Raw genomic sequence first — 14,116 nt, 5'->3', positions numbered from 1 at the left:
AAGCGGATCTGACAACTGCATACAGCAGCCCTCAGTTCCGCTTTTTTTCAGATATCACTGTCTTCGTCTGTCTCAGGCAACAGTTCTTCCGACACCACTTCATACATTGTGCCGGCATCGGCTTTCTTCTTCACCTCGTCCAGTGACTTTACGACGACCGTCAGCTTACGACGGCCAAAGGTGACGGCTACCGTGTCGCCGACGTTGACTTCGTGACTCGGCTTGACTGGCCTTCCATTGATTTCGACACGCTGGTTTTTGGCCAGCTCTCTTGATATGGTGCGCCGCTTCATGATCCGCGACACTTTGAGATACTTATCAATCCGCATCGGTTTTCTCCTTGTATGCTTTCTTCGACTGCTGAATGACATTGCAGGCCAGGGTGATGGCGTCGTCTGTCTTGGGCAGATCGATCAGAATCCGTCCCCCCGTATAGCGAAGATTCAGATCCTTCGATATGCCTGTCATAATCTTGAACAGCTTGACGCCGTCCACCTTCTGTGAAAACAGGGTGCTGAACGTTATGCGGCCATGGCCCTGAATTTCGCGGTAGCTTTCGACGTCAGGATCGTTGACGAGAATGTCGAGGCGCCGTTTCTCGAAGAGTTCATTGACTTCTTTGGGCAGGTGGCCGTACTGATCGGTGACTTCTTTCTTATAAGATTCCAGCTCCTGAACCGAGTGCAGCGCATCAATATTCTGGTACATCGAAATCTTATCGTAGTCATCCGGCGCAAATTCCTTCGGAATATAGCTTGTCGTTGAGGTCATGGCGTGGCGGATCGTTTCCTGCTTTTCAGGTTGTTTGCCCTGACGTCTCTGGATGGCCTGCTCCAGCATTTCGATGTACATGTCGATGCCTACGGTGTCGATAAATCCGGACTGATTTTCACCAAGCAGATCGCCAGCGCCGCGGATCGTCAGGTCGCGCATCGCGATGCGGTAGCCGCTTCCCAGCTGGGCAAATTCCTTTACGGCCTGCAGACGCTTTTCGGCTGTTTCATTGAGCTGGCGACGGGGCGGAGTCATGAGGTAGGCGTAGGCGATGCGGTCACTTCTTCCGACTCTGCCCTTGATCTGATACATCTGGGCGAGTCCGAAGTTCTGGGCATTGTCGATGATGATCGTATTGGCATTCGGGATATCGATGCCGTTTTCAATGATCGTCGTACATACGAGGACATTGATTTCGTGGCGCGTAAACTGCATCATGACATCTTCGATTGTTTCCCGGTCCATGCGACCATGGGCGACGCCGATCCTGGCATCGGGAATTGCGACCTGCAGATTGCGGGCAACGGCTGTAATGTTATCGATATTGTTATAGAGATAGAACACCTGTCCGTCGCGTGCCAGTTCCTTTTCAATCGCATCCACGATCAGTGACTGATTCTTTTCAACGACATAGGTCTGTACATTGTAGCGGTTGTTGGGAGGTGTCTCGAGCTGGGACATGGAGCGGATGCCGACAAGAGACATCTGCAGAGTACGTGGAATCGGAGTCGCAGAAAGGGTGAGGACGTCGACGCCCTCCTTGATTTCCTTGATCTTTTCCTTCTGCATTACGCCGAAGCGCTGCTCCTCATCGACGACCAGAAGACCTAGGTCATGGAACTGGACGTCTTTGGAAAGCAGACGATGCGTACCGATAATAATGTCAACCGTTCCGTCTTTGAGTCCTCTGAGTGTTTCCTTTACCTTTTCTTCCGGCACATAACGGTCGAGGGCCCGAATCGTAAACGGAAAACCTTCAAAGCGTTTGGAAAAGGTTTTTACATGTTGCTCCGCAAGAATCGTTGTCGGGCAGAGGACGGCGACCTGCTTGTTTTCCGCAACGGCCTTGAAGGCGGCACGGATTGCGACCTCTGTCTTTCCAAAACCGACATCGCCGCAGACGAGGCGGTCCATCGGCTTGTTGGATTCCATGTCTGCCTTTACATCGGCGACGGCAGCGGCCTGGTCCGGCGTCAGTTCATATTCAAAGTTGTTTTCAAACTGTTCCTGGAGCGGCGAATCCTTCTGGAACGCGTGACCGATATGTTCCGTACGAACGGCGTAAAGATTGACGAGACGGTCCGCGACCTGGTTGACATTTTCTTCGAGGCGCTTCTTCGTCTTTTCCCACTCGTTGGTACCGAGCTTGTTGAGACGCGGAACGACGCCGGCGCTGGATACGAATTTACGGACGAGGCGGAACTGTTCCAGTGGAACATACAGCTCCCCGTTGCCGCGGTAGATGATATGGAGGAAGTCGCGCTTGGTACCCTGTATTTCCCGGGTAACAATTCCCATATACTGGCCGACGCCGTACTGGGAATGGACGACATAATCACCGGGTTCGAGGTCTTCAAAACTGTGAATGACTTCGGCGCTGCGGAACTTGCGCTCATAGCGTCCCGAGTGATGATGAATCTCAAACAGCTCCTCACTCGTAACAATCGTAATGTCATGAACCGGGTCATGGATGCCTTCGGCCAGCGGATCGTGGAGGATGTTGAAGCTGCCTTCGACGAGATCCTTTGTGCCGTCGGTTTCATAGAGGATGATTTCATCTTCTTTGCACTGGTCCCTGAGCCGGTTTTCCTCTTTTTCATTGAGGGCGAAGACGACGGTGCTGCCGTTGAGAAGGATGCGCAGCTTGACGCTAAGCGGCTCATTGGGCAGATGAACCGGTTCAAGATTCGAGGTGTTTTCCGCGTAAGGATCTTCTTCAATCGAGGAACATCCCTGCGCTGCCCGGGACAGTTCATGCCATACGGAAAACTTCGGCAGCAGCTTTTCTTCCTCGACCATTTCCTGAATGTAGGCGACCGACTCATCAAGCAGATGCTTGGCGTTGGTTTCGATGCGCGAAACATCGCTGTACACGATCTGGGGATGATCCAGATAGTCCCAGATGCCGGCTGGCGAAGACAGGAAGGCGGAATAGGGGTACAGTCTCTGATCCCGCATTCCTTCCTCAATCATTTCGAGGTCATTTTCAATCGATCCGGAATGGATTACTTCCTTTTTATCTTCGAGCATTGCCCGTGCTCTGGTGAGAATCTCTTTGACCTGGGCATCACTCAGAAGAAAGGAAGAAGCCGGAACAATCCGTACTTCCTGCAAAGGGGCAATGGTACTCTGCGTATCGGCGCTGAAGTAGCGGATAGAGTCGATTTCATCACCAAAGAATTCGATACGGACCGGATTTTCATAGTTGATGGAATAAACATCCACAATGCCGCCACGGCTGGCAAAGCTCAGCGGCTGATCGATGTGCGAAGCCTGAAAATAACCGCCGGCTCGCAGTTTCCGTTTCAGCTCTTCCATGTCGCAGGTATCACCGGCCTTCAGATGGATGCACGCATCACGGAAGGTTTCCGGCGTCGACAGCAGCCGCAGAAACCCGCTTGGTGAAGTGACAACAATCTGATCCGGTTTCTCCAGCAGGCTGCTGAGTGTCTCAATCTGATTGGCCCTCATCTCCGGAGAAACAGCTATGGCCTCCACCCGGAGAGATTCATCCGCGCTGAAAAGCGCGCAGGCACTCTCCGGCAGGAGGGTGGCTAGTCTTTCGTAGAGACGCTGCGCGTGATAGAGATTTTCCTTGACTACGAGGATACTGCGGGGATGTTCGATCCAGCTTTCCGCAAGGACCATCGCTTCTTCCATGTAGGAGACCATGGGAAGAGGTCCTTTGTTGTGGTTGAGCTGGTCGACGGCTGCGTTGTTTTTCAGGATCCGGCGCAGTACCGGCGGCATTGTTTTCTTATCTTCCATGCCTTTGGTTTACTTCTCCTGTTTCGGTTTGCGGTTGCACTGGTTCATGACTTTATCGAGCGGCTCATAAACCCATAGTTCTGCGGCTTTGGCGGCATCGGCAATGGCCGCATCATATTCGCTCTGCAATTCCTTCGGTACGCCGGACAATACCCAGTTCGGTACGAGATCATGTTCGCCGGCCTTACTGTGGCCGACACCAATGCGTACGCGGGGTATGGCGTTGGTGGAGAGGGCATCAATGATGGACTGCATCCCTTTCTGGCCGCCCGAGCTTCCTTTTTCACGGATGCGTACCGTACCTACGGGCAGGTCCATGTCGTCATGAAGAATCAGAATGTCCTTTGGATCAATGTGGTAGAAATGGACCGCCTGCTGAACGGCGATCCCGCTTTCATTCATGTAGGTCAGCGGCTTCATCAGAATGACCTGTTCCCCATGGACCGTAGTCTTCGTGACAAGGGCATTCCAGTTCTCTGTCGAAATAGAGACGTTCAGTGTCTCTGCCAGTCTGTCGATGGCGATCCAGCCGCTATTGTGGCGGGTCTTGGCGTATTCCTTCCCCGGATTTCCCAGTCCTGCAATCAGTTTCATTTGTTATCCTGTTCCGTATCCTTATTAATATCTGTGTCGTCAGCGGTTTTTGTTTCTGCGGCAGCAGTGGTTTCATCGTTCGTTTCTTCGGTCGCTGCTTCATCGGCAGTTTCTTCTGCGGCATCTGTTGCGGCTTCGTCAGCGTCATCCTTCGTCTCATCAACTTCAATGAGATCGTCGAGATGGAATTCACTCAGCCAACGCTTGCCAAGACGGGACGAAGAAAAGTGCTTCAGATCGTCGACGTAGGTGGCGGCGGCTTCCGTATCGCCGCGGTCACGTGCCAGCCGAGTGTACTTGGCTTCAATCATTTGCTTGTACAGACCTACCAGCTGCTTGCTGTAGGTGTACTGGGCATAATCGCCATCCAGTACAGACTGATCGAAGGCAAGGCCAAGGTCGCCTTCCTTGTTATAGTAAGCATGCAGCGAGTTGTTCATCGCCACCAGCATGGTTCTGGAAAGCCGCTCTTTGTAGGCATCCATCTTTTCGACAAGTTTTGCGTCGAGGCCTGTCTTTCCTTTGGATTCAAGAATGTTCGGGATGGCAAGATAGAGATAGAAGAAGGAATCCTCATTCTGCGAGAAGCCGTCCTTCTTTTTTTTGCCAATGTCGAGAAGCTGATTGAGGTCCAGTTCCTCAAGATGTTTCAGAAACAGATCGTCGTGGTCATAGGCCGCATCCGCAAACAGACGCAGGACGGCTACTTTCTGGGTAAATTCAGGATCCTTGTTTGCCTCAATATAGGCATCAGCCTCTTTATAAAACTCTTCCGGCTCATCCATCTGGTTGAGAATCTTGATCATGTCCTGATTTTTCTTTGTCCGCATTCCCAGTGTAGCGGTACGGAAAATCATATAAACCAATACGACCAGCAGTACAAAACTCATGAATCCACCCTGCATCGGTATGCCTCCTTTCGATATCTCTAGTATTATATCGATGTATTTTGACACTCCCACGACTAAAGCCTGTGGGATTCTTGCTTCGCTGAGAACTACGGCATTGTGTCGTCTTACGCTCTCTTTGCAAGCGTTACTTCCCGTGTGCCCCACGGTACAGATATGTTTCAGACTACAGAAATCGCAGTCTGCGGTTCATTGAAGATTCTGATCCCTTCGGCAAGGATATTTCGTGCGGCATTCTGATCCCGATCATGTGCTGTTCCGCACTGTGGACAGATCCATTTCCGCACGTTCAGATCTTTCACTGCCGGGTTCTTATACCCGCACGTATGACAGCTCTGCGAGCTTGGATAGAACGTATCGACTTTGATCAAAAAGCCGTTACGTTCTGTCACTTTGTATTCCAGCATCTGAAAGAACGCACTCCAGCCCGCATCCGAAATTGCCTTTGCCAGCTTGTGATTTTTGACCATTCCGCAGATGTTCAAATGCTCGGCATAGATGATTTGGTTTTCATCAGCTAATGCTGTGCTCTGCTTCTGCAGAAAGTCGTTTCTGGTGTTGGCAATGCGTTCATGGATCTTCGCAACTTTGATCCGCTGCTTCTGATAGTTTTTGCAGTCACTCAGCTTCTTTCCCGCTTTCTTCGCTGCTTCATACATGCGGGAAAGCCTGCGCTGTTCTTTGGCAAGCTTTTTACTGAACTTTGCAAGAATGTGTGGATTCTCAACCGTACGGCCTTTCGAGTCGGTATAAAACTCTGCAAGCCCTATATCAATGGCGATCTCTCCGCCGGCGGATTTCTTCGGGACTGCAATTTCATCTACGCAGAAGGAGACTTCGTATTTACCCGCTGCTGTCAGTGAGATCGACGCATTCTTAATCACTCCATGCGGAAACCTCGAAATGCGGGCACGGACAACGCCGAGCTTCGGGAGTTTTACATGACGCTTGTCGATGATCTGAATACTGCCATTCTGATTGCGTGTATGATATGCAGACTTATAAGCGCGCTTCTTTTTCTTGAACTTCGGATACTTTGCTCGGCCGGCAAAGAAATTCTGAAACGCTTCATCCAAGTCTTTCAGCGCTGTCTGCAGTGCCATACTATCGGCCTGCTTCAGCCACGGACATTCCGGGTCCTGCTTCAGATCCGTCAAGAGTGAGCACATCATCGCATACGAAAGATGTACGCCTTCAGTCTGATACGCATACTCGTTCAGATCCAGAAACCGATTATACACAAAACGAGCAGAATCAAGTGTTTCCTGAATCTGCTTCTTCTGTGTTTCATTTGGCTCTAATCTGAACTTAAATCCCCGCATCTCTACGCTTCCAATTATAAGATATGAAGCAGAAACAGTACATCCGTTGGTATGGCCGGCTTTCATCCCAAAGCTGAAGTACTTGGGCTTTCTCGCCGGTCACTTGTAAGGTTGAAAAATGCGGTTTGACTTTTACTTATGCGGCGTATATCATTAATGCGCGATTGTTCTATAAAAATGGAGGTGGCATGAATGAAGCGTAACGCAAAAAGAACATACCAGCCGTCTAAGAGAAAAAACAAGGCGACCCACGGCTTCAGAGCACGTATGGCTACAGCCGGCGGACGCAAGGTCTTAGCTAGACGCAGAGCAAAGGGAAGAGCTGTTCTCTCTGCTTAAGGAAAACCGCCGGTCGGCGGCTTTTTTTATAGCATTACTTTTGTTGAATGTATGAAGAAGAAAAACAGAGTACGCAAGGCACAGGAATTTCAGACAATCATCCACAAGGGTCAGAAATATGTCTGCCCGTCTTTTGTGCTGTATACGACGTCGAAGAAAGAGGATGAGGCCCGCATCGGCATCTCTCTGCCGAAGAAGATCGGACACGCTGTGGACCGCAACCTGTATAAGCGCCAGGTGCGGATGATGTGCCAGGATCTGGTCGACTTTTCCAGCTGCCCGATGGACGGAGTCATTATCCTTCGTTTCGGGTATAAGGACCTGGACTATGCCGCCAATAAAAACAGCTTGGAAAAACTACTGTATAAAGCTAAAATGTTGTCGATATGACCGATTGGAGCCAGATGATGAACCATAAGCCTTGGATGAAGAAATTACTCCTCGTCAGCGTGGTGCTTGTATGCGCCGTGATGCTGTCGGGATGCCGTGTACCTACCGATGAAAGCGGAGCGATCAAACAGATTACCGAATCAACTACGTTCTCGCAGATTATGAGCGATGAGAACTGGTTCTCTGCTCTGTTTGTCTGGCCGCTTGCCTGGCTGATCAACAACCTTGCCACGAAGACGGGTGTTATTGCGGCAATCTCTCTTACGACGATTCTTGTCAATGCAGTTCTCCTTGTCATTACGCTTCCGTCCCAGATCGGTATGCAGAAGATGCAGATGCTGCAGCCGGAGCTGGAGAAGATTCAGCGCAAGTATGAGGGACGCGACGATGATGCGAGCCGCATGCGGATGGCGCAGGAGATGCAGAATCTCTACAGCAAATACAAAGTGAACCCGATGGGAACGATGGTCGTTCAGTTCATTCAGTTCCCGATCATCATTGCCATGTATCAGGCGGTACAGCGTGCCTCTTCCGTACGTACGGCAACGGTCGGTTCGATGTCGCTGGATACGACGATCTTGGCCGGCATCAAGTCGAGCGGACGCTGGGGATATATCTTCCTCTTCGTGATCATGGCAGTTCTGCAGTATCTGTCCATGAATCTGCCGATGTGGATCAACAAGAAGAAGGCGGAAGCGGAAGCTGCGAAGCATCACCGCAAGCCGCAGGAGCCTACAGCCAATACGCAGACCAAGATCATGCAGTGGTATATGTTCGCGCTGATCCTTGTCTTCGGTCTGATGTGGCCGGCAGCCATGTCCGTGTACTGGGCAATCTATTCTGCTGTTACGATCGTTAAGACGCTGATTGTGCAGAAGGTCATTGATTCTCGCAATGCAAAGGAGGCTGAAGGAAAATGAGTTCATTTACAGCTAAGTCTCTGGATGAGGCACTGGAGCTTGCGGCACAGGAACTGGGCTGCGACAAGGAAACCATCACCTATACCGTCGTTGAAGAAAAGAAAGGTGTCCTTGGCCTTGGTGCTTCGGTAACGATTGAAGCGGATGTTCCGGAAGTTGAAGAAGAAATCGAAGAAGAAGCCGTGATCGAACCGGAAGAAGAGGAAACACCTTCTTCCAGAAGAAACTACAGCGAGAGTGATGTGAAGGATTTCCTGTTTGATTATCTGGGAAATTTCTTTGAGGGCATTGAACTGGATGCGGATGCGGCCATCGAAGTGAAGGACGGTCAGTATATTGTCAATCTCGGTGCCGATAACAATGCGGTTCTGATCGGCCGCCAGGGCAAGACGCTGGATGCGTTCAACGCTGTTGTGCGTGCCGCTGTGAATTCCCACTTCCATGCCCGTATTGATGTTCTGATCGACGTCAACTACTACAAGGAAGACCGGTATCACAAGCTTGCGTCGATGGCTCGCCGTACGGCGAAGCAGGTGCAGCGCTCCCATGTAGATGCGGCGCTGGATCCGATGCCGAATGATGAGCGCAAGGCAATCCACAGAGCTCTGAACAAGTGGCATAACATTTCGACCGAATCGGAAGGTCAGGGCGCAGATCGTCACGTTGTCATCAAGTATGTTCCGGATCAGAATTCTGAGGAACCGGAAGATACGGCAGACGAAGCGGAATAACAATGATTCACCGGACTGCTGCGGCAGTCCTTTTTATTTCATCTCCCTCTCCATAACCGGAAAAGAAAAGGCGGAATGATCTTCCGCCTCAGAGTTCTTCAATGGTCCATGTAATGTTCGATTCCCCATGCATTCCGGCTTCAAGAACCGGCTTCGGTTCAATGCCGGGATAATTGATCGCATTGGGATAATATTCCGGCTCGATGCATACGGCGCTATGCGGACCGCTCTCAATGCCATTCTTGCCGATGATATCGAGGAAGTTGGCTGTATACATGTGCATGCCCGGCAGATCCGAGGCAACCGTAAGCTTCAGCTTCTTTCCCGTTAACTCGGCAAAGGTGCGCATCCCTGTTCCTTCAATCTCAAAGTGATGGTCGTAACCGCGGAACTTCTGAATCTGTTCCACGTCTGCGTTGATATCGGTGCCAAGCTTCTTTCCTGTCCGGAAATCAAAAGGCGTACCCGCCACCGGCAGACATGTATCCAGAGAAATGCTCAGATCATCATTGGGTGAATAGGTTCCGGCATTGATCTTGAGCGTATGATCCAGAATCGAATCGCTGCCATCCAGGTTGTAGTAGTTGTGGTTCGTGATCGCAAAGAGCGTATCTTCGTCACTGACAGCTTCCGCCTTCATCTCAATCGTGCGGCCATTCAATGTATAGGTAACGGCCACATGCATATTGCCTGGATAGCCTTCTTCACCATCCGGTGAGATGCGGGTGAATCGTACGCTGTTTTCTCCTTCTTCGACGCTGTACATCTTCTTATCGAAGCCTTCGCCGCCATGGAGGTTGGTTACACCGTGTTCATTGGCCGTGATATGATACGTGCTCCCGTTCAGTTTGAACTGCGCGTTGCGTGTACGGTTTGCTGTACGGCCGACGAAGGCGCCGAGATGGGCCGTGCCCTTGTAGTATTCTTCGGCGGAATCATAGCCTTTAACGATATCGATACCGGTCGCTTTATCGATAATGGATACGACTGTCGCTCCGTAATTCATGACTTTGAGAACCAGAAATTCATTTTCCAGTTCATAAAGGGTGACCGGTGCCCCTTTAATGGTCCCAAATGATTGTTTCATGATATTTACTCCTGTTATTCTTCAGGATACTCTTTTTCTAAGGCATAGTAAACGCAGTTACTTATTTTTACCCGCATTTGCGGCTTTACGCTTTTTTTACAATTGTTGGTAAAGAGCTTGTTTAATATATTTAGGATAGGTGCAAACGATATGGATTACTATTTAAACCGTGAACTTTCATGGCTGAAATTCAATGAACGGGTCTTGCTGGAAGCCGGGCGCAGTGATGTTCCGCTGTGTGAGCGTCTGAATTTTTCAGCGATCTATCAGAGCAATCTGGATGAATTCTTCATGGTCCGGGTCGGATCTCTGATGGATCAGGACCGCATTGAACCGCACATCAAGGACAATAAATCCGGCATGACCGCCGCCGAACAGATTGCAGCCATCACGAAGGAAGTATTGCGTCTCTCGGAAGAAAACGGTGCCATCTACAATGAACTGCTGAAGGAGCTTGGCAGCTACGGCATATCGATTGTTAATTTTCAGAAGTTAAAGAAAGAAGAAGGAAGTCAGCTCGAACTGCTGTTTGATCAGGAAATTGCGCCGCTTCTGTCACCTACAATCGTTACGCGGCGTCAACCGTTCCCCTTCCTCAGAAACAAGGAAATCTACGCTGTTGCCATTCTCCGTACCAAGAACAAACATACGCGCATGGGCATCATTCCCTGCGCTACCGGCATCATTCCGCGCCTGATCAAGGTACCGGGCACTGCCAATACCTACATGTTGTCGGAGGAACTGATTCTTCATTTTCTTCCCAAAGTATTCAAGGAGAGTATTGTTTCCAAGTCACTCATTCGACTGACGCGCAGCGCGGATATCGATCCGGACTCCATGTATGACGAAGAAGTTGATTATCGTGACTTCATGGAGGACATGATCCGCAAGCGCAAGCGGCTGGAGCCTGTGCGCATCGAGCTGACGCGTCAGCTTGATGATAATATCGTCAAGACATTGTGCCAGTATTCCGGCATGAAGCTGAAGTGTGTGTTCTATGATCCGACGCCGCTGGATATTTCGTTTTTGCGGCAGTTCTCGGACATTCTTCGTGACCATACGGATCTGTTCTATGAGAAACGCTTTCCGCAGCAGTCGGCGATGTTTGACATGAGCCGCCCTCTGATTCCGCAGATCAAGGAATCGGATAAGCTGCTTTCCTATCCGTTTGAAAGCATGAAGCCGTTCCTGGATTTTCTGCAGGAAGCGGCGAATGATCGCGATGTGCTGTCGATCAAAATGACGCTTTACCGCGTTGCTCGCCACAGCAAGGTTGTCGAATCGCTGATTGAGGCGGCAGAAAACGGCAAGAGTGTCACGGTTCTGGTTGAACTGAAGGCACGCTTTGATGAGGAAAACAACATCGAATGGTCGCGGCGGCTGGAAGAAGCCGGGGCACAGGTCATCTATGGCTTCGATGGCTATAAGGTACATTCGAAGCTGTGTCTCGTGACGCGCCGCAGCAAGTCCGGCGTCGAATACTATACGCAGATCGGTACCGGCAACTACAACGAGATTACGGCACGTCTGTATACGGATCTCGCTCTGTTTACGGCAGATAAGGATATCGGTCTCGAAGCTGCCCAGATCTTCCAAGCCCTGTCAATGGGACATATCATCTTAGATGCGAAACACATGCTTGTCGCACCTGCGTGCATGCATGAACCGATTATTCAGATGATTGAAGACGAGATCGCCTATGCAAAGAAAGGCCGCAAAGCCTACATTGGCATCAAGATCAACTCTTTGACGGATAAGGAACTGATTGATGAACTCGTCAAGGCATCGAAGGCAGGCGTCGAAATTGATATGGTTGTACGCGGCATCTGCTGCTTGAAGCCGGGCATACCGAATGAAACCGCCAATATTCATGTTCATTCCATCGTTGGACGTTTTCTAGAGCATTCGCGCATCTATATCTTTGGTCTAAGGCAGAGGCAGCGGATCTATATTGCCTCCGCTGACTGGATGACCCGCAACATGATGCACCGGGTCGAAGTCGGTGCACCGGTCTATGATCCGGTGATCAAGAGACGGTTGATCAAGATGTTCCAGACGATGTGGAAAGACAACTGTCAGGCATGGAACCTGAATTGGGACGGAAGCTATTCCCGGATCACAAACAATGATCCGCCCGTCAACAGTCAGGAATACTTCTATCAGGAAGCCTACCGTAAAGCGAAGATCAAGCCGCAGAAGCGCAGAGTTACGCGGAAAACGACAAAGAAACAGTAATTCAATGATTGTTATCCCCGGAATGTGATTTCCGGGGATTTTTTCCACATTATTAAGCTTTTCCTTGGTTTGTTTGGTGGTCTGGTTGTGGATTTTCCACCTGTTTTTCACAGATTTGATAAAGTGTTTTTCCACAATTGTGGAAAAGTGTTGATTGTCGTGATAATGGCTTTGTTATGCGGTTTTTTGATGTTGATAAAACGTGGTAAATTTTCATATCTGCGTAAAATATCCACATTTTTGTTAATTTTCCACGTGTGTATAAATTTATGCACAATTTTATCCACAAATAATTTTGTGGAAAGTGTGGAAAACCACAAAATATATGTGTTTTTATGCGTTTTTTACAATTTCCATTGTGGAAAACTTTTTTTGCCACAATTTTGTTGTGGAATACAAAATTCTCCGGTCCTAAAATAGTTCTGCACACGCTTTTGAATCGAGGATTTTATGACTACGAAAAAAGACCAGTACCTGGCAGATGTCTGGCGCCGGACACTGGATTATTTAACAGCGAATGGGAAGCTGGATCAGAATATCTATCAGACGTTCTACTCCCAGTCACAGCTGATTGAACTGAACGATGAAAAAGGTATCGTTCTCGTTCCAGACATTATGAGCAAACAGATCATCACCCAGTCCGAAGAGATGCTCGCTTTGCAGATCGCGGACCTTTTAAATCTGGAAAAGCCCATTAAGCTTGAAGTACTGCAGAAGAGTGAACTTGTTCTCCATAATGCCATGGAGAATACACCCATTGCGGAAATGGATGACTCCGAATTTTCCTCGATGCCGATTCAGGCAGACCGTACGTTCGATAACTTTGTCGTCGGCGACTGCAACCGCGAGTCGCAGGCGGCGGCACTTGCCTGTGCCTATAATCCGGGCAGATATTTCAATCCTCTCTTTATCTACGGCAACTCCGGATTGGGCAAAACCCATCTTCTGATGGCGATCGGAAACTACGTCAAGAAGAACTATCCGGACAAAAAAATTTACTACATCGAGTCCCTGAAGTTCGTGGAACGGGTCGTGAAGGCCATTCAGAACGGCAATATCGAAGCCTTCAAACAGTACATGTCGAGCATGGATCTTCTGCTGGTCGATGATATTCAGTTCCTTGCCGGAAAGGAAAAGAGCCACGAAGTATTCTTCTCCATCTATAACGAACTGGTCAATAACCGCAAGCAGGTATGTCTCGCCTCGGATCGTCAGCCGAAGGAAATCAAGGGACTGGAGGACCGTCTCATTTCCCGTTTCTCCAGCGGCCTTTCGGTCGGTATCGATTCGCCGGAATTTGAAACGAGTCTCGCCATTCTTCGTATGAAGATTCAGAACTCCGGCAACGATGTCAACGGCGTCGATGAAGAGGGACTTGCCTATATTGCCTCGAATTTCTCCGGCAACGTACGTGATCTGGAAGGGGCATGGAACCGTGTCCTCTTCTATGCCATTGTCTTTCAGAAGGATAATGGTCCGATCAAGTTCGAAACCGTCGTCAATGCGCTTAAAAATCAGGCTGTCGTATCCGATAAGACCGGCCTCAGCCCCAGCAAGATTATCAAGGCCGTCGCCGACTATTACGGTCTCACCAAGCAGCAGATCACGGGCAAGACACGTACCAAGAACATTGCCAATGCCCGCCACATCAGCATCTATCTGTGCCGCAAGCTGCTGGATCTGCCCTACATCAAGATTGGCGAAGAGTTTGGGGGCCGCGACCACAGCACGATCATCTCCGCCTGCACCAAGGTTGAGAAACAGATCAAGAGCGACAAGAACTTCAACAAGGCAATCAGCGAGATTGAGGCCAGTCTGGGTCAGTGAT

General features: G+C 49.8%; 12 protein-coding genes. 6 read left to right on the top strand and 6 right to left on the bottom strand.

Going from position 1 to position 14,116, the window contains the following annotated elements:
• Positions 1-47 precede the first annotated feature (47 nt).
• From C1714_RS03425 to tnpB, 5 genes are all read right to left on the bottom strand, one after another.
• On the bottom strand, positions 48-329 hold the full coding sequence (locus tag C1714_RS03425; RefSeq protein WP_102341877.1) for an RNA-binding S4 domain-containing protein: 282 nt from the start codon (positions 327-329) through the stop codon (positions 48-50).
• Positions 319-3,762 carry a transcription-repair coupling factor gene (gene mfd / locus C1714_RS03420; RefSeq protein ID WP_245305022.1) on the bottom strand — a complete coding sequence of 1,148 codons (3,444 nt, stop codon included), beginning with the start codon at positions 3,760-3,762 and terminating at the stop codon, positions 319-321. Before mfd ends, C1714_RS03425 begins: the two co-directional genes overlap by 11 nt.
• A 9-nt stretch (positions 3,763-3,771) precedes the next feature.
• A complete protein-coding gene (gene pth, locus C1714_RS03415; RefSeq protein ID WP_102341876.1) occupies positions 3,772-4,356 on the bottom strand; it encodes an aminoacyl-tRNA hydrolase in 585 nt (194 codons plus the stop codon).
• Positions 4,353-5,246, bottom strand: coding sequence for a hypothetical protein (locus tag C1714_RS03410; protein WP_167849912.1), 894 nt, complete (start codon positions 5,244-5,246; stop codon positions 4,353-4,355). Before C1714_RS03410 ends, pth begins: the two co-directional genes overlap by 4 nt.
• 179 nt (positions 5,247-5,425) lie before the next feature.
• Positions 5,426-6,586 (bottom strand): IS200/IS605 family element RNA-guided endonuclease TnpB, encoded by a 1,161-nt coding sequence (gene tnpB / locus C1714_RS03405; RefSeq protein WP_102341874.1) that lies wholly within the window; start codon positions 6,584-6,586, stop codon positions 5,426-5,428.
• A 192-nt stretch (positions 6,587-6,778) separates the two neighbouring features.
• On the opposite strand from tnpB, the gene rpmH reads away from it, so the two are divergent.
• The 4 genes from rpmH to C1714_RS03385 are packed head-to-tail and all read left to right on the top strand — an operon-like array spanning position 6,779 to position 8,966.
• Positions 6,779-6,925 (top strand): 50S ribosomal protein L34, encoded by a 147-nt coding sequence (rpmH, locus tag C1714_RS03400; protein WP_102341873.1) that lies wholly within the window; start codon positions 6,779-6,781, stop codon positions 6,923-6,925.
• A gap of 51 nt (positions 6,926-6,976) precedes the next feature.
• The gene (gene rnpA, locus C1714_RS03395; RefSeq protein ID WP_102341872.1) at positions 6,977-7,315 is read left to right on the top strand and encodes a ribonuclease P protein component; all 339 of its coding nucleotides are present in this window, start codon (positions 6,977-6,979) and stop codon (positions 7,313-7,315) included.
• 35 nt (positions 7,316-7,350) lie between these two features.
• Positions 7,351-8,235, top strand: a complete 885-nt coding sequence (locus C1714_RS03390) for a YidC/Oxa1 family membrane protein insertase (protein ID WP_245305009.1) — start codon at positions 7,351-7,353, stop codon at positions 8,233-8,235.
• Positions 8,232-8,966 (top strand): Jag family protein, encoded by a 735-nt coding sequence (locus C1714_RS03385; protein WP_102341871.1) that lies wholly within the window; start codon positions 8,232-8,234, stop codon positions 8,964-8,966. Before C1714_RS03390 ends, C1714_RS03385 begins: the two co-directional genes overlap by 4 nt.
• Positions 8,967-9,054: 88 nt before the next feature.
• On the opposite strand, the gene C1714_RS03380 is transcribed toward C1714_RS03385, so the two are convergent.
• On the bottom strand, positions 9,055-10,053 hold the full coding sequence (locus tag C1714_RS03380; protein WP_102341870.1) for an aldose epimerase family protein: 999 nt from the start codon (positions 10,051-10,053) through the stop codon (positions 9,055-9,057).
• 150 nt (positions 10,054-10,203) lie between these two features.
• On the opposite strand from C1714_RS03380, the gene ppk1 reads away from it, so the two are divergent.
• Both ppk1 and dnaA read left to right on the top strand, forming a co-directional pair.
• Positions 10,204-12,288: a polyphosphate kinase 1 gene (ppk1, locus tag C1714_RS03375; protein ID WP_102341869.1), complete on the top strand. Its 2,085-nt coding sequence runs from the start codon at positions 10,204-10,206 to the stop codon at positions 12,286-12,288.
• A 450-nt stretch (positions 12,289-12,738) separates the two neighbouring features.
• A complete protein-coding gene (dnaA, locus tag C1714_RS03370) occupies positions 12,739-14,115 on the top strand; it encodes a chromosomal replication initiator protein DnaA (RefSeq protein ID WP_102341868.1) in 1,377 nt (458 codons plus the stop codon).
• The last annotated feature ends 1 nt before the right edge of the window (position 14,116 follow it).

This window comes from Galactobacillus timonensis, assembly GCF_900240265.1.
GTDB classification, from domain to species: domain Bacteria; phylum Bacillota_I; class Bacilli_A; order Erysipelotrichales; family Erysipelotrichaceae; genus Bulleidia; species Bulleidia timonensis.
This window is presented reverse-complemented; position numbering and strand designations above follow the sequence as displayed.